The 22890-nt window shown below is 75.1% G+C and carries 18 protein-coding genes; 13 read left to right on the top strand and 5 right to left on the bottom strand.

Going from position 1 to position 22890, the window contains the following annotated elements; translation table 11 throughout:
- The first annotated feature begins 89 nt into the window (after positions 1–89).
- Positions 90–1331 (top strand): TetR/AcrR family transcriptional regulator, encoded by a 1242-nt coding sequence (locus AB0O82_RS11155; protein WP_363582408.1) that lies wholly within the window; start codon positions 90–92, stop codon positions 1329–1331.
- Between the two features lie 53 nt (positions 1332–1384).
- Here the strand turns inward: AB0O82_RS11155 and AB0O82_RS11150 are convergent, their stop codons facing one another.
- Positions 1385–1705, bottom strand: a complete 321-nt coding sequence (locus AB0O82_RS11150) for a hypothetical protein (RefSeq protein WP_363582406.1) — start codon at positions 1703–1705, stop codon at positions 1385–1387.
- 344 nt (positions 1706–2049) lie between these two features.
- Here AB0O82_RS11150 and AB0O82_RS11145 point away from each other — a divergent pair, with 344 nt between their 5' ends.
- The 8 genes from AB0O82_RS11145 (at position 2050) to AB0O82_RS11110 (ending at position 13888) form a co-directional block, all read left to right on the top strand.
- Positions 2050–3987 (top strand): ATP-binding protein, encoded by a 1938-nt coding sequence (locus tag AB0O82_RS11145; protein ID WP_363582404.1) that lies wholly within the window; start codon positions 2050–2052, stop codon positions 3985–3987.
- Positions 3988–4048: 61 nt separating this feature from the next.
- Positions 4049–6406 (top strand): hypothetical protein, encoded by a 2358-nt coding sequence (locus AB0O82_RS11140; protein WP_363582402.1) that lies wholly within the window; start codon positions 4049–4051, stop codon positions 6404–6406.
- A gap of 184 nt (positions 6407–6590) precedes the next feature.
- Positions 6591–7244, top strand: coding sequence for a VTT domain-containing protein (locus AB0O82_RS11135; RefSeq protein WP_350878332.1), 654 nt, complete (start codon positions 6591–6593; stop codon positions 7242–7244).
- Between the two features lie 209 nt (positions 7245–7453).
- On the top strand, positions 7454–9229 hold the full coding sequence (locus AB0O82_RS11130; protein ID WP_363582400.1) for a threonine/serine exporter family protein: 1776 nt from the start codon (positions 7454–7456) through the stop codon (positions 9227–9229).
- A gap of 78 nt (positions 9230–9307) precedes the next feature.
- On the top strand, positions 9308–10390 hold the full coding sequence (locus AB0O82_RS11125; protein ID WP_363582398.1) for a hypothetical protein: 1083 nt from the start codon (positions 9308–9310) through the stop codon (positions 10388–10390).
- Between the two features lie 238 nt (positions 10391–10628).
- Positions 10629–11900 carry a C40 family peptidase gene (locus AB0O82_RS11120; protein ID WP_363582396.1) on the top strand — a complete coding sequence of 424 codons (1272 nt, stop codon included), beginning with the start codon at positions 10629–10631 and terminating at the stop codon, positions 11898–11900.
- Positions 11901–12045: 145 nt separating this feature from the next.
- A complete protein-coding gene (locus tag AB0O82_RS11115; protein ID WP_363582394.1) occupies positions 12046–12567 on the top strand; it encodes a GNAT family N-acetyltransferase in 522 nt (173 codons plus the stop codon).
- A 40-nt stretch (positions 12568–12607) separates the two neighbouring features.
- Positions 12608–13888, top strand: a complete 1281-nt coding sequence (locus AB0O82_RS11110; RefSeq protein ID WP_363582392.1) for a GNAT family N-acetyltransferase — start codon at positions 12608–12610, stop codon at positions 13886–13888.
- A gap of 75 nt (positions 13889–13963) precedes the next feature.
- On the opposite strand, the gene AB0O82_RS11105 is transcribed toward AB0O82_RS11110, so the two are convergent.
- Positions 13964–14740, bottom strand: a complete 777-nt coding sequence (locus AB0O82_RS11105; RefSeq protein WP_363582390.1) for a TetR family transcriptional regulator — start codon at positions 14738–14740, stop codon at positions 13964–13966.
- Positions 14741–14934: 194 nt separating this feature from the next.
- On the opposite strand from AB0O82_RS11105, the gene AB0O82_RS11100 reads away from it, so the two are divergent.
- A complete protein-coding gene (locus tag AB0O82_RS11100; RefSeq protein ID WP_363582388.1) occupies positions 14935–15507 on the top strand; it encodes a GNAT family N-acetyltransferase in 573 nt (190 codons plus the stop codon).
- Here AB0O82_RS11100 and AB0O82_RS11095 read toward each other — a convergent pair.
- Both AB0O82_RS11095 and AB0O82_RS11090 read right to left on the bottom strand, forming a co-directional pair.
- Positions 15492–16022 (bottom strand): macro domain-containing protein, encoded by a 531-nt coding sequence (locus tag AB0O82_RS11095; RefSeq protein WP_363582386.1) that lies wholly within the window; start codon positions 16020–16022, stop codon positions 15492–15494. The genes AB0O82_RS11100 and AB0O82_RS11095 overlap by 16 nt on opposite strands.
- Positions 16023–16032: 10 nt before the next feature.
- The gene (locus tag AB0O82_RS11090; protein WP_363582384.1) at positions 16033–17346 is read right to left on the bottom strand and encodes an MFS transporter; all 1314 of its coding nucleotides are present in this window, start codon (positions 17344–17346) and stop codon (positions 16033–16035) included.
- Positions 17347–17425: 79 nt separating this feature from the next.
- Between AB0O82_RS11090 and AB0O82_RS11085 the strand changes: the two genes are divergently transcribed.
- Positions 17426–18388, top strand: coding sequence for a LysR family transcriptional regulator (locus AB0O82_RS11085; RefSeq protein ID WP_363582382.1), 963 nt, complete (start codon positions 17426–17428; stop codon positions 18386–18388).
- A gap of 141 nt (positions 18389–18529) precedes the next feature.
- Here the strand turns inward: AB0O82_RS11085 and AB0O82_RS11080 are convergent, their stop codons facing one another.
- Positions 18530–19138, bottom strand: coding sequence for a YceI family protein (locus tag AB0O82_RS11080; RefSeq protein ID WP_363582380.1), 609 nt, complete (start codon positions 19136–19138; stop codon positions 18530–18532).
- A gap of 182 nt (positions 19139–19320) precedes the next feature.
- Here AB0O82_RS11080 and AB0O82_RS11075 point away from each other — a divergent pair, with 182 nt between their 5' ends.
- Both AB0O82_RS11075 and AB0O82_RS11070 read left to right on the top strand, forming a co-directional pair.
- Complete coding sequence (locus AB0O82_RS11075; RefSeq protein ID WP_363582378.1) at positions 19321–22563, top strand: SNF2-related protein; 3243 nt, start codon at positions 19321–19323, stop codon at positions 22561–22563.
- Positions 22560–22856: a hypothetical protein gene (locus AB0O82_RS11070; RefSeq protein ID WP_363582376.1), complete on the top strand. Its 297-nt coding sequence runs from the start codon at positions 22560–22562 to the stop codon at positions 22854–22856. Before AB0O82_RS11075 ends, AB0O82_RS11070 begins: the two co-directional genes overlap by 4 nt.
- The last annotated feature ends 34 nt before the right edge of the window (positions 22857–22890 follow it).

Genomic DNA, 22890 nt, shown 5'->3' with positions numbered 1-22890 from the left:
AAGGCTGGTGGCCACCGGCGGTCGGCGCCCTCAAGTGAATCCTTGCTAGCCTTCGGGCGGCAGTCCGGAGCGCGGGAGGGGGGCTCGCCATGGTGGTCCGACGACCTCCCGGGCGGCGCGCCCAGATCCTCGCCGTGGCGGCCGACCGGTTCCACCGCAGCGGCTACCACCAGGTCTCCATGACCGAGGTCGCCGCCGGGGTCGGCATCACCGCGCCCGCCCTCTACCGGCACTTCCGAGGCAAGCCCGAACTGCTCGACCGCGCCGTCCGGCTGGGGCTGGACGCGCTGGCCTGCGGGCTGCGCGGGGCCCGCACCGCCGGCGACCTCGGCGCCGCGCTGGCCGCCGTCGCGGTCGGACACCGCCCGCTCGGCACCCTGGTGCAGCGTGACGCCAGGCTGCTGCCGCCGGCCCGGCGGGCGGCGCTGCGCCGCGAACTGCGCGCCGACGTCGCGCTGATGACCGCCGTGCTGCGCGCCGGACGGCCGGAACTTCCGCTGCCGGACGCCGAGTTGCTCTGCTGGTCGGCGCTCTCGGCCTGCACCGGGCTCTCCTACCAGTCGGCCGCGCCGCAGCCGCGCCGCGCCGAGGCGGTGCTGCGCGAACTCGTCGCCGCCGTCCTCGCGGCCTCCCCGGGCGGTGCCGCCGCCCACCCGGATCCCGCTGTCCACCCAGGTCCCGCTGTCGCCCCCGCTCCCGTCCCCGCCGCCGATCCCGTCGCCCCGGGGTCGCCGGAGCCCAGGCCGCAGGCGCGCCGCGAGGAGCTGCTCGCGGCGGCCGTCCGGCTCTTCCACCAGCGCGGCTTCGACAACGTCAGCACCGACCAACTCGGCGCCGCCGTCGGCATCTCCGGCCCCAGTGTCTACCGGCACTTCGACAGCAAGGCCCAGTTGCTCGCCGCCTCGCTGGTGCGCAGCCGCGAACGGCTCTGGCAGGAGGTGGACGGCGCGTTCGCCGCCGCCGCCGGGCCGGAGGCGGCGCTGGCGGCCGGCCTGGGTGCGTACGTCGGCTTCGCGCTGCGCAACGGCGACTACCTGGGCGCGATGCTCAGCGAGACGGAGCGGCTGGCCCCGCCGGACCGCCGGGTCGCGGTGGACTTCCGGCGCGACTTCCTGCGCACCTGGGTCGGCCTGCTGCGGCGGGTCCGGCCCGAGTACGACGCGGTCGAGGCCCGGATCCGGGTCCACGCCCTGTTCGCGCTGGTCAACGACGGGGTGCGGAACCGCCCGCACAGCGCCCGCCCGGACCTCGGGAACTGCCTGCTGCACCTCGGCCGGGCCGTCCTCGGACTGCCCGGAACGGACGGCGGCCGGGTGCCCGCCCCGCGTTGACGGGGCGGGCACCCGGCCCGGAGGGTGTGGCTGCGCCCGGGGCCGGACAGGACCTAGCCGACGGCGCCCGGGAAGAAGGCCCGGGCGTCGAGGTTGCCGTTGCCCTGCAGAGCGCCGATGTTGCCGCCGTTGCCGGTCGCGGCGAGGCCGTTGTTCTGGTTGCTCGCGCCCGAGCCGGTGGCCGTCTGCTGGGTGACGACCACGTTGCCGTGGACGTTGCCGATGACGTTGGCGGAGCCGGTGTTGCTCACGACGCTGCTGTTGGAGTGGTCGATGGCACCGGCGCCGTTGTCGGCGTGGGCGCTGGCGGCGCCGAAGCCGACGAGGAGGAACGCCCCGAGGGCGGTGGCGGCGGCTGCGCGGATACGGGACACGGTGGTCTCCCTGAGCTGGGGGTGCGAAATGTGGCGCGATCCGGAGTGGCCGCTCCGTGGCGCCGTTGCCTGACGTCGCACGTTCAGCATTCACCAGCAGCGTGGACGAACTCCACCAAACAGGTGGCAATTCCCCCGATGGTGTCATGGTGACGCCGTATCCGGAGATAGCCCGACGGTTGCGACGGCGGCATCTCCACTCCTCAAAACTGCTGGTGGAGATGGAAGTTGACGTGCAAGGCGGCAAGGCCGGACAACCCTGAGCTGTCAACGCGGAGTTGACCGAGTTTTCTCAGGGAGAAAGAAATGGTGGCCGGATAGTCGCACTGGCACACTGGGGACCCATGTCTGAAGGTGCCCCGCCCGAGCCCGCCCCCGCCGAGGATCTGCGTACGACCGAGGTCGATCTCGGCGGACTGGTGAACGTCCTCGCCACCCACCTCTACTCCACCCCGCTGGTCGCTCTGCGCGAACTCGTCCAGAACGCCCACGACTCGCACACCCGCCGACTCCTGGAGGACCCGGACGGCGACCACCGCCCGCTGATCCGGGTGCGCGGCGACGCCGCCCGGCGGACCGTCTCCATCGAGGACACCGGCGCCGGCCTCACCGAGCCGGAGATCCACGCCTACCTCGCCACCGTCGGCACCGGCTACACCCGGATGCTGCGCGACCTCACCGGCAACCAGGAGCTGATCGGCGCCTTCGGCCTCGGCTTCCTCTCCGCCTTCTCGGTGGCCGACGAGGTCGCCGTCACCACCACCTCGCACCGCGAACCGCACCTCGGCCACCGCTACCGCAGCCGGGGCGGCGAGCAGTACCAGGTCGACCCGGTGCCCGCCCGGCCCCGCCCCGGCACGGTCGTCGAGCTGACCCTCAAGGCCGAACACGCCCACCTCGCCGACGAGGACGCGCTGCGCGACGTGCTCGGCCGGTACTGCGTGCTGCTGCCGATCCCGGTCCACGTCGGCGACGACGAGCAGCCCGTCAACAACGTCGAGGTGCCCTGGCGCCACAGCGTGCCGGGTGACCAGCACGCCGCCCGGATGCGCTTCGCCACCGCCTTCGGCCGCCGCTTCGAGCCGCTCACCGCCTTCCCCGTCCACCCGGCCGAGGGCGGCACCGGGGGAGGGGCCGCGGGCGGCACCGACGCGGTCGGCCTGCTCTGGGTCCAGGACGGCGGCACTTACGGCAGCAGCGACAACCGCGACCTCGCCGTCTACCTGCGCGGCATGCTGCTCGCCGAGGACGCCCGCGACCTGCTGCCCAGCTGGGCCGGGTTCATCGGCGGCGTGGTCGAGTCCAGCCGGCTCACCCCCACCGCCAGCCGCGAGGACCTCCAGCGCGACGACCACTACCGCGCACTCCAGCGCGCCCTCACCGACGCCATCGTCGACGGCCTGTACGAGACCGCCCGGCTGCGGCCCGCCGCCTGGCGCCGCATCCTCACCCGGCACGGCCAGGACCTGCTCGGCGCCGCGCTCTGCGACGAGCGGCTGTTCACCCTGCTCGCCGACGACGTCCCCGTCCCCACCTCCCAGGGCGACCTCACCGCCGGCGCGCTGCGGGCCGCGGGCGGGGGCGCGGTGCACGTCGCGCTCGGCAGCGGCGGCGGCTTCGAGGAGATGCTGTACCGGGCGATGCGGGTGCCGATCGCCCGCGGCGACCGCTACGCCGTCCTGCCCTTCCTGCGCCGCTACGCCCAGCTGCGCGGCTGCCGCCTGGTCGAGCTGGGCAGCGAGCACGGCGACCGCGAGCTGTTCCGCGACCCGGAGCGCCCGCTGCCGGCCGGCGAGGCGGCCTGGCTGGCCGGCGCCCTCGCGGACGAGGGCGAGCAGCTCGTCCCGGCCCGGTTCGACCCGCCCGGCCTGCCGCTGGTCCTGGTGCCGGACCGCGAGGCCGAGCTGAAGGCCCGGATCGAGGACGACCAGGCCGACGCCCGGATCCCGTCCGCGGCGCTGCGGCTGGCCCGGGCGTTCACCGCCCGCACCGACGGCGAGGTCAGGGCCCGCCTCTACCTCAACCTGTCCTGCCCGGCCGTGCTGGACCTGCTCGCCGCCTACCGCGCCGGGCACACCGGCAGCGCCACGGCGGCGGGGCTGCTCCGCTCGCTCAAGGTGATCATGGCAGCCGCCTCGGCGGGCCCGGCCGGCTCGTCCGGAGGCGACCTCACCGCCGCGCTGTCCGGCGTCGGCACCGCGGTCTCGGCGCTGACCGCCGCCGTCCCGGCCGGCCTGCCGGGCGTCCCGGACACCCTCGGCGCCCTCCCGGACGAGGCGTGACGGACGGATTGTCAGTGGTCCGCGGTAGACATCACATCAGCACCACGCAGGGGGACACCACATGAGTACCGACATCTGGGCCTGGGTCCACGACGCCCACCGCCAGCTGGCCGAGGCCGGCCACCGGCGGCTGGCCGACGCCATCTACGAGCTGCCCGGCCACGCCAACGAGGGCCGCAACGACCAGGTGGACGCCGTCTACCCGGAGGCGCTGGCCGCCTCCCGGGCGCTCGGCCTGCCCTGGGTCGAGGTCTACCTGCGGCACTGGCGGATGCAGAACCTGCTGAACAAGCGCCACCAGGGCGAGCAGGCCCTGCCCGAGGCGGTCGACCTGCTGGAGTTCGCCCACCGCGAGGAGACGGCGGGCTGCCCGCAGTCCGTCTGCGTGGTGCAGGACTTCGCGATCTGCCACGCCCGGGTCGACGGCCCCGGCTACGTGCCGGAGCGGCTGGCGGTGCTCGGCGAGACGCTGGAGCGGATCGAGCCCGGCCGCGCCTGCTTCGACTGCCTCTCCCGCGAGTACTCCGACGCGCTGGAGGACGACGGCCGCCACACCGAGGCGCTCGCCCACCTGGACACCGCCGCCACCCGGATCCAGGCGGCCGGCGAGCGGCTCTCGCTGCACTTCCACCACGCCAGGGCCGGCACCCTGCACCGGCTCGGCCGGCACCAGGAGGTGCTCGCGCTGCTCGACACCGCCGAGCAGGCCGAGCGCTCCCGCGGCCACGAGATCGACGAGAGCGACCGGCTCTGGGGCGGCCTGCTGCGGGCCCGCGCGCTGGCCTCGCTCGGTCGGACGGAGGAGGCGCTGGCGCTGCTGCCCGACCGGGAGGCCGCCGAGCGCCACGCCGACCTGCGGGACGGCTGGACGCACACGGTCGAGCTGCTGGTCGCGGCCGGCGCCTGGGAGAACGACGCCGAGCTGGGCGCCGCCGTGGCCGGCTGGGTCGGCTACCTGGACGGCACCGGCTCGCACCGCCCGTGCGTGGACCTGCTGCTGGCGGCGGGTCGGCTCGCCCTCGCCCGCGGCGCCCGGACGGTGGCGCTGACCCTCGCCGCGACCGGGGAGCGCAAGCTCGCCCAGCTGCGCCGCACCGACGGCGTGGCCGCGGAGGTCGCCGCGCTGCGGGCGGCCGCCGAGGCGCTGCCGGAGCCCGAGCTGCCCGTCCCGCCCGGCGAGCTGGCGGCGCACCTGGCCGAGGTCGGTGTGCCCTACGAGACCGGCGCCGACCTGCTCTCCGTCGCCCTGGACCAGTACCGGGGCGAGCCGGCCGGTGCCACCGAACTGGCCGTCAACCTGGCCGCGGTGCTCGGCAGCCTCGGCCACGCCCGGGCCGCCGGCGACCTGCTCTGGCACTGGCTCGACACCGCCCCGACCGACGAGGTGCTGATCGGCATGCTCGGCTCCGCCCTGATCGACGCGGGGGACGGCGAGGGCGTCCGCCGCCTCGCCGACCGGCTGGCCGACGACAGCCCGGAGGACGGGCACTGGATACGCGCCCGCTGGGCCGCCGCCGAGGGCCGCTGGGCCGAGGTGCTGGAGCAGTGCGAGGCGATCCTGGCCCTGGACGCCGGCCGGATCAACACCCGCCGGCTGGCCGCCGGCGCCGCCACCGAGCTGGGCGACCACGCCACCGCGCAGCGGCTGTACCAGGAGCTCCTGGAGCACGCGCTGCCCGCCGAGGCCGCCCCGGAGGAGGAGCGCCACCGCACCGTCCAGGAGTCCGACCTCTGGCACCTGATCACGGCGGCCACCGCCAACCGGGACTGGGCCGCGGTCCGTTCCGCCGGCGCGCTGCTCGGCATCGAGTTCGACGAGCCCGAGGGGCCGGTGGACGAGGAGTGGCAGCTGGTCACCGTCCGGGCCACCCGCACCAACGGCGCCACCGCCGACCTGCCCGCCGTCCGCACCGGTCCGGCCACCGCCCGGATCCTGCCGGTGCTCGGCGAAGACCTGACGCTCAACCACGGCGACGTGGTGGTCTTCGCCCCGGCGCTGCTGGAGCCGCCGCCGGCCGAGGACGCCCCCGAGGAGGAGCGGCGCGGCTGGCGCCCGGTGTTCGAGCTGCTCACCCTGCTCGACCCGGCGGGGTACACCACGTACTGGATCGACGGCGGCTGGCCCGGCGACGAGCCGTGGGCGGCGCTGCGCGAGAGCCTCCAGCAGGCCGGCTACGCGGTCTGGGCGTACAGCGGGGAGCAGTACCGCATCACCGACCCGGCCGACGAGGACGGCACGCTGCCCGGCGTGTACGCCGCCCTCGGGGTGCCGCCGACGGCCTCCGCCGCCGAGGCCGACGCGCTGCTGCACCGGCTCACCGGGGACTGGGCGCACCCGCTCGCCTGGCTCGACCTGGCCAAGGCGGCGGGCGCGGACGCCGCCCGGCACGAGGAGGTCGTCGAGCGCTACGGCCTCTGACCCGGTCTGGCCCCGGCCGCCGGCCGCCGGCCCCGGTCTGGTCCGGCCCCGGCCCGGTCCGGGCACGCGCGCCACGGGGGCGGGGCGCGCGTGCCCGGACCGGGAACCATCCCGGGATCTGTCGAGTCTTGGTAAATGCTTTACCATTTCATTGCCAAGACTCGACCCCCAGGAGTGTCCGCCCGTGACCAGCCTCGCCCTCGGCCCGTCCTGGCTCGATCCGACCAACCTGATCTCCGCCTTCGGTCTGATCGGCATCCTGGCCATCGTCTTCGCCGAGTCCGGCCTGCTGATCGGCTTCTTCCTGCCGGGGGACTCGCTGCTGTTCACCACCGGCCTGCTGGTGGCCGGCGGCACCTACCTGCACCAGCCGCTCTGGCTGGTCTGCGCGCTGATCGTGGCCGCCGCGGTGGCGGGGGACCAGGTCGGCTACCTGTTCGGCCGCAAGGTCGGGCCGAGCCTGTTCCGCCGCGCCGACTCCCGGCTCTTCAAGCAGGAGAACGTGGAGAAGGCCGCCGCCTTCTTCGACCGGCACGGTCCCAAGGCGATCGTGCTGGCCCGCTTCGTGCCGATCGTGCGCACCTTCACCCCGATCGTCGCTGGGGTGAGCAGGATGAACTACCGCACCTTCGTGGTCTTCAACCTCGTCGGCGGCGTGCTGTGGGGCGCCGGTGTCACCGTGCTCGGCTACTTCCTGGGCCAGATCCCGTTCGTCCGGGAGAACATCGAGGCGATCCTGGTCGGCATCGTGCTGGTCTCGGTGGTCCCGGTGGCGGTCGAACTGCTGCGGGCCCGCCGTTCCGGCGCGGCGTCCGCCGACCGCCACCGCGCCGGGTAGGCGTCCGCGGCCCCCGCCGGGGTACGCCACGTACATGTGCGTCCGGCAGTTCGATCAGGCAAGGTGTAACCCGAGATCGAACGGTGGCCGACGGCCACCAGGGGCGGCAAGGAGCGGAAGTGCCTAAGCGGGGCCGACCGGGCGCAGGCAAGCGGGCGAGGGGAGGCCGGGCGGTCCGTCAGACCCGGCGGACGCCGCCGGTACGGCCGGTGAACCCCGCCGAGGCGCCGCCCACCGAGGGCCTGCTGGGCCATCCGGCCCCGACCGTCGAGCCCGCCACCGTCGTCCCCTTCGTCCCGCCGATCACGGAGACCAGGGGCCTGCTGTCCCCGGAGCCGGAGCCGGAGCCGGCCCCCGAGTCCGGGGCGCCCGCCGGGTCCGGGCCGCACCCCGCGCTCGGGCCGCACCCCGTGCCCGGGCAGGCGCCCGGCCCGGAGGACGCGCGCCCGGCCCGCCGCCGATCGGTCGCCGAGGACACCCTCACCCCCGAGGAGTGGCGGGCCGCCGGCTACACCCCGCCGATGGGCATCCCGGTCCCGGAGCTGACCGCCGGTGCCCCCGGCGAGGCGCCCTGGCCGGACCGGATGCGCACCCTGCTGCGCATGCCGATGTCCGAGCGCCCCGCCTTCGAACGGACCGCCCGCGAGCTGCACCCCTCCGCGGGTGCGACCCGCAACGTCCCCCGCATCCTCGACCTGACGCTGCGCATCGGCGAGCTGCTGCTCGCCAGCGGCGAGGCCGCCGAGGACGTCGAGGCGGCGATGCTCGGCATCGCGCACGCCTACCGGCTGGACCGCTGCGAGCCGCAGGTGACCTTCACCCTGATCGGCATCTCGCACCAGCCCTCGCTGGTCGAGCCGCCGATCACCGCCGACCGGGTGGTGCGCCGCCGCACCTCCGACTACACCCGGCTGAACGCGGTCTACGAGCTGGTCGCGGACATCACCGCGGAGAAGGTCACGGTCAACGACGCCTACCGCCGGCTCGCCCTGATCCGCCGCAACCGGCACCCGTACCCGGGCTGGATGCTCGCGCTGACCACGGGTCTGCTGGCCGGCGCGGCCACCTTCCTGGTCGGCGGGCGGATCGACGACAAGGCCTGGCTGGTGTTCGCCAGCGCCTTCGTCGCGGCCGTCCTCGGCGACCGGCTGGCCTCCACGCTGGCCCGGCGCCGGCTGCCGGAGTTCTACCAGTTCGTGGCAGCCGCGATGCCGGCCGCCGCCTCCGGGATCATCCTGTCCTTCAACGACTGGGGCCTGCGCGGCTCGGTGGTGATCACCGGTGGCCTGTTCGCGCTGCTGCCCGGCCGGGCGCTGGTCGCCGCCGTCCAGGACGGCCTGACCGGCTTCTACATCACCGCCGCGGCCCGCCTGCTGGAGGTGATCTACCTGGTCGCGGGCATCGTGATCGGCGTGATGCTGATCCTCTACCTGGGGGTCGGCTTCGAGGCGAAGCTGCGGCCGGACGAGAGCCTGGCGGGCGTCACCTACCCGCCGGTCCAGATGATCGCCGCGATGCTGCTGACCCTGGCCTTCGCCACGCTGCTGCAGACCGACCGCCGCTCGCTCGCGCTGGTCACCCTGAACAGCGGCATCGGCTGGGCCAGCTACGGCGTGCTGGCGTACAACGCGGGCATCTCCCCGATCGTGGCGACGGGGGTGGCGGCCGGCCTGGTCGGCCTGTTCGGCCAGCTGATGGCGCGCTACCGCAACGGCTCCGCGCTGCCGTACGTGACCGCCGCGATCGGCCCGCTGATGCCCGGTTCGGCGCTCTACCTGGGGATGCTGTCCTTCGCCCAGGGCCACGCCAGCGCGGGCCTGGTGTCCGTCTCCCGGGCGGCGGCGATCGCGATGGCGCTGGCGATCGGGGTGAACCTCGGCGGTGAGATCGCCCGGATGTTCATGAAGCTGCCGGTCGGCGGCGAGCGCCCGTCGCTGTACCCGGTCGTGCCGCGCCGGGCGGCCAAACGCACTCGCGGGTTCTGACCGCGCGTTGGACCGGTGTTGGGCTCCGGGCCATGTCACGGCAGGCCGCACGCAGGACCAGGAACGAAGGTAAGACGCATGACCACACTGCTGGACGGCTACCGCGAGCACATCGTCGCCGCGCACAAACAGCCGTTGTTCCTGCTGCTGGTCGGCTTCATCACCTCCTTCGTGTGCATCCGGTTCAGCGTCCGGATGATCCGCGCCGAGGTGCGGTGGTGGTTCGGCAACGTCACCCCCGGCGGCCTGCACATCCATCACATGGTGTTCGGCCTGGGATTCCTGCTGGTCGGCGGCGTCGGGGTGTTCGCCACGTACGGCGGGCACCCGTGGATCGACTGGTTCGGGCTGGTCTTCGGCATCGGCTGCGGTCTGGTGCTGGACGAGTTCGCGCTGATCCTGCACCTGGACGACGTGTACTGGAGCGAGCAGGGCCGCAAGTCGGTGGACGCGGTGATCTTCGGGATCCTGTTCACCGCCCTCCTGCTGGTCGGGTACGTGCCGCTCGGCGTGGTGCCCAGCCAGGAGACCAGGTGGGGCCTGATCACGGTGATCTCGGTGAACGCCCTGGCCTCGGTGATCACCCTGATCAAGGGCAAGATGTGGACCGGCCTGCTCGGCATCATGGTCCCCGGCCTGTCCTGGATCGGGGCGATCCGGCTGGCCCGCCCGAGCAGCCCGTGGGCCCGCTGGCGGTATGCCACGCGCCCGCGCCGCCGGGCGCGTGCGCTCCGGCGCGAGCGCCTGCTGCACCGGCGTGCGGACCGGGCCCGTACCTGGCTTTTCGACCTGATCGCCGGCGCTCCCGACAAGGTGCCCGCGAACCACCCCGCCGCCCACCGGGTGGCCGAGCGGATGTCCGCCCGGGCCACCGCCCACCTCGACGCGCACGCCGCCCGGGCGCTGGCCCGGCGTCAGGCGCGGCTGGCGGACCGCCGCTCGGCGGCCGCCGCCGGGGCCGGGGCGGCGAACTCCCCGGCGGCGGGTGGGCCGTACGGCGCGGGCGGCCCCGGCGCGGGCCCGTCCCTCGGGGCGCAGCAGCGCCGTCGCGCGATCCGGGCGGGGCGCAATCGGACGTACGCGGTTCGTCCGACCGGGGTGGAGCACCGGTCCGGGCGACACCCCCACCTGCGGCCGCACACCCGCCGGATCCACCGGTAGTTCGCAGACCCTGTGCGCCCGGCTGAAGGTGACTTGTGGTCAGATCATCTGATGGTCACCCGCCCGGCGGAGTGCGTCCGAGGTGTGAAAAGCGCCGGAGTTGAGAACATGATCGGCGAGTGACCGTTCTGTCATGTGATGGGATGATTCGTCGGACCTGCTCCGCCCGGCCGCCCCGCCCGAGCGCCGCGGACCGTCCGCCGCCGTCCCCTCCGGACCCGTGAGAAGGGGATGTCTCGTGGCGCGCAGGCTCCTGCCGACCCTCCTGTTGTCCCTCACCGCCCTGCTCGGGTTGCTCCCCGCAGCCCAGGCGGCCCCGGCGGACCCCGAACCGGCCGCCGGCCCCGCCCGGACGGAGGACCCGTACCCGACCACCGGGGAGATCGACCGGGCCCGTGCCGAGGCCGAGCGCACCGCCGCCTCCGTCACCGCCATCGAAGCCGGCCTCGCCGCCGCCCGGACCGAACTCGACCAGGCCGGCCGCAGCGCCGAACAGGCCGTCGAGGCCTACAACGGCGCCCAGCTCGCCCTCGTCCGGGCCCGCGCCGACGAGACCGCTGCCGCCCGGAGCGCCACCGCCGCCGAGGCCGACCGCACCGCGGCCGCCGAGGACGCCGCCCAGCTCGCCGCCGAAACGTACCGCCAGGGCGCGGGCGCCGCACTCTCCGCCCTCAACGCCCTGCTCGGCGCCCACGGCCCGCGCGAAGCCGGCGACCGCGCCGCCGTGATCGGCGTCGCCAGCGAGCGCACCCGGCAGATCCTCGACGCCGCCACCTCCACCGCCGCCGCCGCGACCCGCGCCTCCGCCGCCGCCCGCGCCGCCACCGAGACCGCCGAGAAGGCCGCCGCCGAGGTCGGCGCCGCCAGGGCCAGGGCCGAGGCCCGGCTCGCGGCCCAGCAGGAGGCGGTCACCGCCGCCGACCGCCACCGCGAACAACTGCTCACCGACCTGGCCGCCGCCCGGCACACCACCGTCGACCTGGAACGCCGGCGCAGCGAGGCCCTGGAGGCGATCGCCGCCCGCGAGGCCGAGGCCGCCGCCCGCGCCGCCGCCGAGAAGGCCGCCGCCGAAGCGGCCGCCGCGGCCGAGGCCGCTGCCAAGGCCACCCCGGCCGCACCTCCCGCCGCCGGCGGCGCGTGGTCCGCCGAGGGCGCCGCCGCCGCCATCGCCTTCGCCCGCTCCAAGATCGGCCTGCCCTACATCTGGGGCGGCGAGGGCCCGGCCGGCTACGACTGCTCCGGGCTCACCATGATGGCCTGGCGCGAGGGCGGCAAACAGCTCAACCACTTCGCCGCCGACCAGTACGCCCAGAGCACCCCGGTCAGCTACCGCCAGCTGCGCCCCGGCGACCTCGTGTTCTGGACGGACACCGGCCGCGCCGTCGACATCCACCACGTCGGCCTCTACATCGGCGACGACCAGATGATCGAGGCCCCCCGCGTCGGCAGGCCGGTCAAACAGGCCAGCCTCTGGATCATGGGCACCCCCGACTTCTACGCCCGCCCGTAGCACCCGGCCCGCTTCTACGCCCGCCCGTAGCGCCCGGCCCGCTTCCGCGCCCGCCCGCAGGGCCCGATGTGCGCGTCCGGCTCGCGTCGGGGCTGTCGGCGGCGGGCGCTAGCGTGGCCGCGTCGATCACTCGGGAGGAGACGCGATGAGGCTGCGGGACGTCGAGGCGGGGGACGTCGGGGCGTACGTCCGGATGCGGTGCGACGCGGTGATGATGGCCCAGCTGGGCGGGCCGCTGCCGGAGGCGCGGGTGCGGGAGCGGCTGCGCAAGGACGTCGTGGAGGTCGCCGAGGACCGTTCGTGGATCAAGGTGATCGTCCCGGACGGCGCCGGGCCGGAGGTGGTGGCCGGCTCCGTCACGCTCTGGTCGCACGAGGAGGACGGCGCCGCCGTGGCCGAGATCGGCTGGATGGTGCTGCCCGAGTTCCAGGGGCGCGGCCTCGCCAAGGCGGCCGTCCGGGAGCTGCTGGACGCGGCCGCCCGGGACGGCCGGTGGGGCCCGGTGCACGCCTTCCCGGCGACGGCCAACGGCCCGTCCAACGGGATCTGCCGGGCGCTCGGCTTCCGGCTGCTCGGCGAGCTGGACGTCGACTTCGCCGACCGAGTCCTGCACTGCAACCACTGGGTGGTGGTGCCGGGGGAGCACCACGCATCGGGCACGGAATAAATGGGATGCCGCCCGAAAGCGGCGCCCGTACGGTGGCCCGATGGGCAACACAACCGATGACGGGGCCGTCGACATCGTGAACGGCCTCCAGATCCGCGCGATCGCCGAGAGCGAGGTGGCCGCGTGGGACCGGGCGCTCGCTCTGGGCTTCCTGCGTTCGCACGCGGAGAGCACGGCCGACTTCCGCCGCCTGCAGTGGGAGCCGGGCCGGATGCTGGCCGGCTTCGACGGCGACCGCTGCATCGCCACCTTCCGCAGCTTCGACGTCGAGCTGACCGTCCCGGGCGGGGCCACCGTCCGGGCCGACGCCGTCACCGCCGTGACGGTCAGCACCACCCACCGCCGCCGCGGCCTGCTCGGCACGTTGATGCGCCGCGACCTCGCGGCCGCCGCCGAGCGGGGTTCGGCGGTCGCCATCCTGATCGCCGCCGAGTACAACATCTACGGCCGCTACGGCTTCGGCCCGGCCACCCGCGGCCACGGCTGGAACATCGACCTGCACCGCACCCGCGGTCTGCGCGACGGCCTGCCCACCGTGCCCGGCGGGCGGATCGACTTCGTGACCATGGCGCAGGCCCGCGAGCTGGGCCCCGACCTGCACGAGCGCTGGCGGCGCACCCAGCCGGGCGCGATCGCCCGCGACGAGCTGTGGTGGAAGCGGAACACCGGCGAACTCAAGGTGCCGGGGAACGAGTTCAAGGAGCCGTTCGCGGCCGTCCACCGGGACGCCGACGGTACGGTCACCGGCCTGGTGGCCTACCGGGTCGACGACACCTGGGACGGCAGCTACCCGAACTGCACCCTGACCGTGGCCGACTTCCTCGCCCTCGACCGGGCGACCGCCGCCGAACTGTGGCGCTTCGTCCTCTCCGTCGACTGGGTGCGCAAGGTCGTCGCGGAGAACATCGGCCCGGACGACCCGCTGCCGCTGCTGCTCCAGGACCCGCGCGCCGCCACCCCGTACGTGGACAACGCCGACTTCACCTGGCTGCGGGTGCTGGACGTGGCGGCCGCGTTCGACGCCCGGACGTACGGCGCGCCCGGCCGGGTGGTCCTGGAGGTCGAGGACCGGCTCGGCTACGCCTCCGGCCGCTGGGCGATCGAGGTCGCCGCGGACGGCACCGGCCGCTGCACCCGGACCACGGACGACGCCGACCTCGCCCTGGACGCCTCCGAGCTGGCGTCGCTCTACCTGGGCGGCGAGACGGCACCCCGGCTGCTCGCGGCCGGCCTGCTCACCGAACTGCGCCCCGGCGCGGCGGCCGCCGCCGACCTGCTGCTGCGCACGCCGCTGCAGCCCTGGAACCCGGACGGCTTCTGAGTGACCGCCACGCCGAGGGCCGGATCGCACCGCTGCGGTCCGGCCCTCGACGCGTCCGAGCTGCCCTCGGGCGGGTTACTTGACGGCGGTTTTCCCGATGGTGGGCAGGATGAAATCCTGAATGAGGCCCTTGGCATCGCGGACGATCGGGCGGAACACCCGATAACGCGAGAGGTTGATCACCCGGGCCGCCATGGGAGTGGACCGGCGGACGAATTCCCGCGTCCGCTCGGTGTCCTCGGTCCGGTCGAAGACCCAGTAGAGCACCACGACCATCAGGTGCAGCCAGAGGACGTCGGGCAGCAGCTCGCCCAGTTCGGCGTCCAGCTTGGGGGCCAGCTCCGAGCCCTGCAACACGTCGCGGAACAGTTCCACGGCGGTCGCTCGCGCCGGGTGGGACTCGTTGGAGAACGGGCTCAGCGAGCTGGTGGGGTCGGCGGCCGTGCGGAAGAACTGCGCGGCGAACTCGTGGTACGGCGCGGCCGTGTCGAGCCAGGAGGTCAGCGCGATTTCCAGGCGCTCGGCAAAGTTCCGCGTATGGGCCATGCGGTTCCTGGCATCCGCCGCATGGTCGTACGTCATTCGGTCATAGAACCCTTGAATCAGGAATTCCTTCGCCGAGAAATAGTAGTAAGCATTGCCGACCGAGACGCCCGCCTCGGTGGCGATCGCGCGCATGGTGGTCTTCTCGTAGCCGCGCTCCTGGAAGAGCCGCATCGCGGTCTCCAGGATCAGTGCCCGGGTCTGCTCGCTCTTGTCGGTCTTCGGCTGCGCCCGGCCGCCGGGCATGGGCCCGCTGTCGGCCGCACCGCTCGTGCCGTCCGTTCGGTTCGTCGCTGCCAGGTCGTCCACGGGCACGAGCCTAACCGGAGACGAAGCTCCGACCCGTGTCGGTGGACGCGGCACCGGGCGTCCCCTCCGTGCTCGGTGCCACATCCACCACCCCCGCCATTTCGAACGCGTTCAAAATGATGTGAGCACTGTAGAGGTTTCGCTTGAACATGTTCAACTCCAATCTGTGGGAGGCTCGTCACATGATCAGTCCCGTGCAGACCACCATCCGGCGCGGCGGAGCGCAGGACGCCGCGGCCGTCGCCGACCTGCACGCCCACAGCTGGAGCACCGCCTACCGCGGGATCGTCCCCGCGGACGCACTCGGCGACGGGCTGCCCGTCCAGCGGCGCGAGCTGTGGGAGCTGCGGTTGACCGTCAACTACGGCGATCCGGCCGCCGAGCCCGAACTGCTGATCGCTGAACAGGCCGGGGAGGCGGTCGGGTTCATCTACCTCGTCCCGCAGCCGGACGGCCGGGTACTGGTCGACAACCTGCACGTCCGCCCCGGGCGGACCGGCGGCGGCGTCGGCCGCGCGCTGTTCGCCGCGGCCCGCGCCCACGTCGCCGAACGGCACCCCGGGGCCGAGCTGTACCTGGAGGTGCTGCGCGACAACGTCCGCGCGATCGCCTTCTACGAGCGCGAGGGCGGCGTGCGGACGCGGGTGCAGGAGGGTGTGTTCCCGGGCGGGTACGTGCTGCCCGAGTGCGTGTACAGCTGGTCCGCCGAGAGCCTCGCGGCGCAGGCGATGTCAGCGCAGGCGGCGCCGGCTCAGCCGACGTCGTAGACCGTCACCGGCACCCCTCGCTCCACCAGCCGCGCGGACACCAGCGGTTCGACCCGCTCCCAGCGCCCGCCGGCCAGCCCGCAGCCGATCCGCGGCATGTGGACGGAGGCGCCGAGTTCCCGCGCGTGGTCGCCCAGCGCGGCCAGCGCGGTGTCGATCGCCTCGTACCGGACCGGCACCCCGGTGGAGCGCCCCGTCCGGATGCCGCGCTGGCCGACCAGGTTGGCCACCCAGACGTACGGCTCGACCCGCACCAGTTGTAGGGCGCCGAGCCCGAAGTCGTTCCCCGCCCGCTCCCGGTGCCAGCGCCGGAACGCGGCCTCGGGCTCGGGCCAGCGTCCGGACAGCGCGAGCACGAAGCCCTTGCCCCAGCCGCCGAGGTCGTTGCAGACGTGCGCGATCACCTTCACGCCCTTGCCCCAGCCGCCGAGGTCGTTGCAGACGTGCGCGATCACCTTCACGCCCTTGCCCTGCGGCGCGGTGGCATCGCCCCGGACATAGGTGATTTCCGCCATGCCTCGAACGCTAGACCGAGGCTCTGACAGTCCGCTCGGCATTTTCCGCAGGGGCCCCGGCGGCGGGTGCCGCCCCGACCCCGCCGGCGCGCAGGTGCCGCCGCCCGGCCAGGGCGATCAGCAGGGCGAGCGCGGCGGCGCAGGCCGGCAGCGCGTAGCCGGTGCCGGGGGCGGCGTGCTCGGCGACCGCGCCGGCGAGCGCCGCGCCGCCCGAGATGCCGACCACGATGCCGGACACCGCGACCGCCATCCCCTCGTTGAACTGCCGCCCCGGCAGCAGCTCCTGGACCAGCGTCATGCCGGTCACCATGGTCGGCGCGGTGGCCGTGCCGGCCGCGAACAGCGCGACCCCGAGCAGGCCGAGCCCGGACCCGCCCAGCCCGGCGGCGAGCGGCAGCAGCAGCACCCCGGCCATCGCCGCGGCCCCGGACAGGAAGCGCACCCCGGTCGCCCGACGCGGCGTCAGCAGTCCGAACAGCAGCCCGGCCAGGCAGGATCCGCCCGCGACCAGGGCCAGCAGCGCGCCCGCCGCCGCCTTGTGCCCGAGCGCGTCGGCGTACGCGACGGTGGTGATCTCGGTCGAGCCGAAGACGACGCCGGTGGCGAGGAAGGCGAGCAGCAGCACCCGCAGCCCGGGCACCCGCAGCGGCGAGCCGTGGCGGTCGCCCTCCGAGCGGGCGGGCAACGGTGGTTCGGTGCGCCGCTGGGCCGCGAACAGGAGGGCGCCGGTGGTGCCGAGCGCCCCGGCGGCGAGCAGTCCGGCCTCCGGGGCGACCGCCGTGCAGAGCGTCATGGCGAGGACGGGCCCGGCCGTGAAGCAGAGTTCGTCCAGGGCCTGTTCGAGGGAGTTGGCCAGGTGCCGGGCGGCCGGGTCGGCCCGGTACAGGTGTGCCCAGCGGGCCCGGGCCATGCCGCCGAGGTTGGGCGCGGCCGCGCCGGCCGCCCAGCAGGCGTAGAGCGTCCAGTCGGGTGCGCCGAGCCGGAGGCAGAGCAGCAGGGCGGCGAGCGGGGCGGCGTTGTAGAGCGCGGCCGGTACGGTCACCCGCGCCTGCCCGTACCGGTCCACCAGCCGACCGAGCAGCGGCATCCCGATCGCGCCGGTGATCAGCCCGGCCGCCGAGACGGTGCCGGCCAGCGCGTAGGAGCCGCGCCGTTCGGCGAGCAGCACGACCAGCGAGACGCCGTTCATCGACAACGCGAGCCGGCCGAGCAGCCCGGCGAGGGTGAAGGCGGCTGCGCCGGGGGCCGCGAACAGCCGCCGGTAGGAGGTGAGGAGGGCGCGCGAGGGCATCGGGCTCCTGGGGAGGGTGAGGGGGGTGCCCATCAGCCTCCCGTCGGTGCCCGGCGGCGGTCCAACACCTGTTCCGTCGCATTCACAGCAGGTTGTTGTTAATCTGCCGCCCATGCCCCGTGACCTGCACCCCCGACTGCTCCGCGGCTTCGTCGCGACCGCCGAGAGCCTGCACTTCGGCCGGGCCGCCGGGCGGCTGCACGTCGCCCAGCAGGCGCTCAGCCGGGACATCCGGACCTTGGAAGGGCTGCTCGGCGACGCGCTGTTCACCCGCACCACCCGCAGCGTCGAACTCACCCCGGCCGGGCAGCGGTTGTTGCCCCGGGCGCGTCGGCTCCTCGCCCTGCACGACGAGATCCTGGCGGGCGCCGCGGCCCGGCCGCTGCTGCTGGACCTCAACAGCGACGTCACCGGCCCGGACCTCACCGCCGACCGGGTGCTCGAACGCGCCCGCGCCGCCTGGCCGGAGGGCGAACTGCTGGCCCGCTTCCACGGCGGCCTCGCCGCGGCCGCCGCCGAACTGCTGGCCCACCGGCTGGACGTGTCCTTCGGCCGGTTCGCCGGACTGCCCGCCCCGCTGCGCGACCAACTCGCCCAGCGGCCGGTCCGGTTGGAGCGGATCTCGGTGATGATGGCGGACACCCACCCGCTGGCCGGCCGTCCGGTGCTGCGGGTCGCCGAGCTGACCGGGCATCCCGTCGACGTCTGCGCCGGCAACCCGGCCACCACCGAGTGGGCCGATCTCGGCGTCCGCCTGCTGCGCGAGCACGGCCTGACGCCGGCCGCGCCGTACGTGCCGCCGGTGGGCGTGGACGAGACGGCCCGCTACCTGGCCCGGCACGGCGATCCGATGCTGACCACCGTCGGCGGGCCGAGGATTCCGGGGGTGGTGAACGTGCCGCTGGTGGAGCCGGTGCCGCTGAGCCTGGTCAGCCTGGTGCACCGGCCCGGCGAGCGCCACCCGGGGCTGGCCGCACTGGGCGCCGCGGCCGCCGGGCTCGGTGCGGCCGAGGGCTGGCTGCGCCGGCCGGCGGGCAGCTGGCTACCGGTGGCGGACGCGGCGCTGCTCGGGTGAGACCGGGCCGCCGGGACCAGCCGCCGGAAACCGTGGGACGCGACACCGCCCCTGCCGTCGGGGGTCGGCAGGGGCGGCGGGTGGGCGGACCGGGCCGCGCGGCGGGTCCGGTGGCCCGGGTGGCAGCCGTGGACGGCCGGGTCAGGCCGCCTTGACGGCGGAGATGTCGAAGCTGAGCTTGACCTTCTCGCTGATCAGCACGCCGCCGGTCTCCAGGGCCGCGTTGTAGGTCAGGCCGAACTCGGTGCGGTCGAGGACGGCGCTGCCCTCGAAGCCGACCCGCTCGGCGCCGTAGGCGTCGGTGGCGCTGCCGGTGTACTCCAGGTCCAGGACCACCGGGCGGGTGGTGTCCTTGATGGTCAGCTCGCCGCTCATCCGGTACGTGTCGCCGCGCAGCCGTTCGGCCGAGGTGCTGCGGAAGCGGATCTCCGGGTAGGTGTCGGCGGCGAAGAAGTCGCCGGTGCGCAGGTGCTCGTCGCGCTGGGCCTGGTTGGTGTCGATGCTGGCGACCTTGATCACCAGGTCGGCGGAGGAGTTGCCCGGGGTGCTGCCGTCCAGGTGCAGCTTGCCGTCGTACTCGGTGAAGCGGCCCTTGACGTTCGTCACCATGGCGTGGCGCACCGAGAAGGCGACCTCGCTGTGCGTGGTGTCGATGGTCCAGTCGCCGGTCAGGTGGGCGAGGTCCGGGCCGGTCGGGGTCTCGGCGACGGCGGTGGGGGTGGCGGTCTTGGTGCGGTTGAACAGGCCCATGGCTCCTCCTCGGGTCCGAAGCCATTTGTTTAGGCTTCAACTTGTTGGTTTCAGCGTAGGCCGCTTTCGTTCAAATTTCAACCACAGCCCTCGGCGTTTCGCGAAAGACTTGGCGGAGCGGCACTGTCGGACCGCCCGGTTAGGCTGCGAAGGACGGTTCCGCCGACCGGAAGGCCTCCCGCATGTTCGTCCTGCACGCGCTCTGGCGGGCGGGCGGACGGCTGGCCCTGTGGGCCGAGGACGCCCGCGCCCATCCGGGCGCCGCCGAGCCCCGCCCCGGCCGGGCGGCCCCGCGCGCCCACCCCTACGCCTGCCCGGCCGGCGAACTCGCCGCCGTCCTCGGCGGCATCGGGCCCGGCCTCGGCTGGCTCGCCGGCCAGGCCCCCGAGCGCTGGGCCACCCTGCTGCTGCCCACCACCGGCGCCCTGCCCGCGCCCTCGCCGGACCTGCCGGTCACCCCGGTCCGGGGCGCGGCGGTCCTGGCGCCCTGGCGCGTCCCCGCGCTGCTCTTCGACACCGGGGCGGCCGCCCAACTGCTCGGCGAGGTCTTCGACCCGCACTGGGCCGTCACCAGCACCGATCTGCCCGGTACCGGGCGCGTAGAGGTCGTCCAGGGCCCCTCGCTGCGCTGGCTGACCGGCGTGCACGACCTCGCCTGGCGAACGGTCGGCCGGGGCCGGGTGCTGCCGCTGCCCGTCCTGGCGGACGGCCGTCCGCAGGCCCGTTGGCGGCCCGACCCCACCCCGGCGGGCCGCCGGGAGGCCGCCGCACTGGCGGACGGCTGCCCGCCCGTCCTGCTGGGGGAGTGGCCGGCCGGCGCCGCCGGCACCGGCGAGGCCCTGCTGGACGCCGCGCTGGGCGCGCTGGTGGACGCCGAGGCCCGGGCCGCCCTGGCCGGCACGCCCCCGTTGGGCCCGGGCGGTGCCCGGACCGGCGACGCCCGAACCGGTGGCGCTCCGGCGCCCGCCCCGACGGCCGCCGCGCTGGGAGCCGACGCCCCGACGGCCGCTGCGATGGGGACCGCCGCGGTGGGGGCCGCCGCCGAACGCTGGCTGCACGCCCTGACCACCCCGGACGGCGGCCTCGCGAACGTCCAGTCCGAGGGCTTCGCCGAACTGCGCCGCCGGCTCGCCGCCTGGTACGCCGCCGCCGAGCCCACCGCGCCCGCGCTCCGGCTCTGCTTCCGCCTGCTGGAGCCGCTCGGTCCCGACCCGGACGACCCCGAGGGCCGGCCCTCCGACGACGCCTGGCAACTGGAGTTCCTGCTCCAGGCCGTCGACGAGCCCTCCCTGCTGGTCCGCGCCGCCGACCTGCACGAAGGCGGCGCCGCCCACGCCGCGCTGGCCCGCAAGGCGCCGGACCCGGCCGACGTCCTGGTCACCGAGCTCGCCCGCGCGGCCCACCGCTGGCCGGCCCTGGACGGCCTGCGGCACCGCTCCCGCCCGGCCGCCCTGCCGCTCGACCGGGCCGGCGCGCTGGACTTCCTGCGCACCGCCGCGCCCGCCCTCGCCGAGGGCGGCTTCGGCGTGCTGCTGCCCGCCTGGTGGCGCCGCCGGCCCAGGCTCGGGCTCGCCCTGCGGGCCACCACCCCGCCCGCGCCGGGCTCGCTCGCCGTCGCCTCCCAGGTGGACCGGGACGCCGTGGTCGCCTTCCGCTGGCAGGCCGCGCTCGGCCCGGAGGGGGCGCCGCTGACCGAGCAGGAACTGGCCGAACTCGCCGCCGCCAAGCAGGGGTTGGTCCGGGTCCGCGGCACCTGGCTGGAGGCCGACCCGGAGCAGATCGCCGCCGCGCTCGCCTTCCTCGCCGACCGGCGCGACGGCGTGCTGGCCACCGCCGACCTGCTGCGGCTGGCCCTCGATCCGGAGGCGACCGTCGCCGGGCTGCCCGTCACCGCCGTCCGCGCGGACGGCCCGCTCGGCGACCTGCTGGCCGGGCGCGCCGCCCCGGCCCCCGCCTCCGTGCTGCCGCCCGACTTCCGGGCCACCCTGCGCCCCTACCAGGAGCGCGGCCTGGCCTGGCTGCGGGCGATGGCCGGGCTCGGCCTCGGGGCCGTGCTGGCCGACGACATGGGCCTCGGCAAGACTGTCCAGACCCTCGCCCTGCTGGCCACCGAGCAGGCCGAGGGGGCGGTCGGCCCCACCCTGCTGGTCTGCCCGATGTCCCTGGTCGGCAACTGGCAGCGCGAGGCCGAGCGCTTCGCCCCCGCGCTGCGGCGCCACGTCCACCACGGCTCCGGCCGCCTCGGCGCCGACCGACTCGCCGAAGCCGTACGGGGTGCGGACCTCGTCATCACCACCTACGGGCTGGTCCAGCGCGACCTCGCCGCGCTGCGGGCGATCCGCTGGCGCCGGGTGGTCGCCGACGAGGCGCAGTACGTCAAGAACGCCGGCACCGCACAGTCCCGGGCCGTCCGCGCGCTGCCCGTCACCCGCCACCGGATCGCCCTGACCGGCACCCCGGTGGAGAACCGGCTCGCCGAACTGCACGCCGTCCTGGACTTCGCCAATCCCGGGCTGCTCGGCCCGGCCGAGCGCTTCAAGGAGCGCTACGCGATCCCGGTCGAACTGCACCGCAGCCCCGAGCGCACCGCCGAACTCCAGCGCCGTACCGCCCCGTTCGTGCTGCGCCGGCTCAAGTCCGACCCGGCGGTGGCCGCCGAGCTGCCGGCCAAGCAGGAGATGACCGTCTGGTGCAGCCTCACCGCCGAGCAGGCGGGCCTCTACCAGGCCGTGGTGGCCGACCTGCTGCAGCGGGTCGAGGGGATCCGGGGCGTGGAGCGGCGCGGCACCGTGCTGGCCGCGATCGGCAAGCTCAAGCAGGTGTGCAACCACCCGGCCCAACTGCTGCACGACGGCTCGGCGTTGGGCGATCGCTCGGGCAAGGTGGCCCGGCTGGCGGAGCTGCTGGAGGAGGCGCTGGCCGAGGGCGACCGGACGCTGGTCTTCACCCAGTACGCCGAGTTCGGCACGATGCTCCGCCCGTACCTGGCCCGCCGGCTCGGGGAGGAGGTGCTCTACCTGCACGGCGGCGTCCCCCGGGCCCGCCGCGAGGAGATGGTCGAGTGCTTCCAGTCCCCGGACGGGCCAAGGGTGTTCCTGCTCTCGCTGCGGGCCGGCGGCACCGGCCTCAACCTGACCGCCGCCAACCAGGTGATCCACCTGGACCGCTGGTGGAACCCGGCGGTCGAGGAGCAGGCCACGGACCGCGCGTTCCGGATCGGCCAGCGCCGGGACGTCCAGGTCCGCCGACTGGTCTGCGTCGGCACCGTCGAGGAGCGGATCGACGAACTCCTCGCCGCCAAGCGCTCGTTGGCCGCAGCGGTGGTGGGGGAGGGGGAGCGCTGGCTCACCGACCTGCCGGTCGAGGCGCTGCGTGAACTGGTCGCGCTCACCCGTGAGGACGCCGTCGCCGAGGAGGACGCATGACACCCGACCGCCCCGCCCCCGTCCCGCCGGGGAACGCCTCCGCCGGGAACGCCCCCGCCGTGAATGCCCCCGCCGTGAACGCCCAACCCGTGAACGCCCCCGCCGGTAACGCCCCCGCCGTGAACGTCGCCGCCTACTGGGGCGGCGGCTTCACCCTGCGCCCGGCCCCGCCCGGGCCCGAGGACGAGCCCGACGAGCCCTCGCTGCGCCGTCTCGGCCGCTCCGGCGTCACCGTGCGCGGCCGCGACCTCGCCACCCTGCTCGCCCCCGCGTACGAGGCGTTCCGCGGCTGACGAGGCCTCGGCTCGCCGCGGCCCGTGCGGTAGC

Source organism: Kitasatospora sp. NPDC088264, assembly GCF_040685715.1.
Taxonomy (GTDB): Bacteria; Actinomycetota; Actinomycetes; order Streptomycetales; family Streptomycetaceae; genus Kitasatospora.
The sequence above is the reverse complement of the archived record's forward strand: the minus strand, read 5'-3'. Positions and strand labels throughout refer to the sequence as shown.

Bases quoted from the DNA above. Each gene is read 5' to 3' on its own strand.
- AB0O82_RS11090 (WP_363582384.1), bottom strand. From the start codon at position 17,346: ATGGGCACCCCCCTCACCCTCCCCAGGAGCCCGATGCCCTCGCGCGCC.
- AB0O82_RS11140 (WP_363582402.1), top strand. From the start codon at position 4,049: ATGAGTACCGACATCTGGGCCTGGGTCCACGACGCCCACCGCCAGCTG.
- AB0O82_RS11110 (WP_363582392.1), top strand. From the start codon at position 12,608: ATGGGCAACACAACCGATGACGGGGCCGTCGACATCGTGAACGGCCTC.
- AB0O82_RS11070 (WP_363582376.1), top strand. From the start codon at position 22,560: ATGACACCCGACCGCCCCGCCCCCGTCCCGCCGGGGAACGCCTCCGCC.
- AB0O82_RS11145 (WP_363582404.1), top strand. From the start codon at position 2,050: ATGTCTGAAGGTGCCCCGCCCGAGCCCGCCCCCGCCGAGGATCTGCGT.
- AB0O82_RS11125 (WP_363582398.1), top strand. From the start codon at position 9,308: ATGACCACACTGCTGGACGGCTACCGCGAGCACATCGTCGCCGCGCAC.
- AB0O82_RS11115 (WP_363582394.1), top strand. From the start codon at position 12,046: ATGAGGCTGCGGGACGTCGAGGCGGGGGACGTCGGGGCGTACGTCCGG.
- AB0O82_RS11155 (WP_363582408.1), top strand. From the start codon at position 90: ATGGTGGTCCGACGACCTCCCGGGCGGCGCGCCCAGATCCTCGCCGTG.
- AB0O82_RS11080 (WP_363582380.1), bottom strand. From the start codon at position 19,138: ATGGGCCTGTTCAACCGCACCAAGACCGCCACCCCCACCGCCGTCGCC.
- AB0O82_RS11085 (WP_363582382.1), top strand. From the start codon at position 17,426: ATGCCCCGTGACCTGCACCCCCGACTGCTCCGCGGCTTCGTCGCGACC.
- AB0O82_RS11075 (WP_363582378.1), top strand. From the start codon at position 19,321: ATGTTCGTCCTGCACGCGCTCTGGCGGGCGGGCGGACGGCTGGCCCTG.
- AB0O82_RS11095 (WP_363582386.1), bottom strand. From the start codon at position 16,022: ATGGCGGAAATCACCTATGTCCGGGGCGATGCCACCGCGCCGCAGGGC.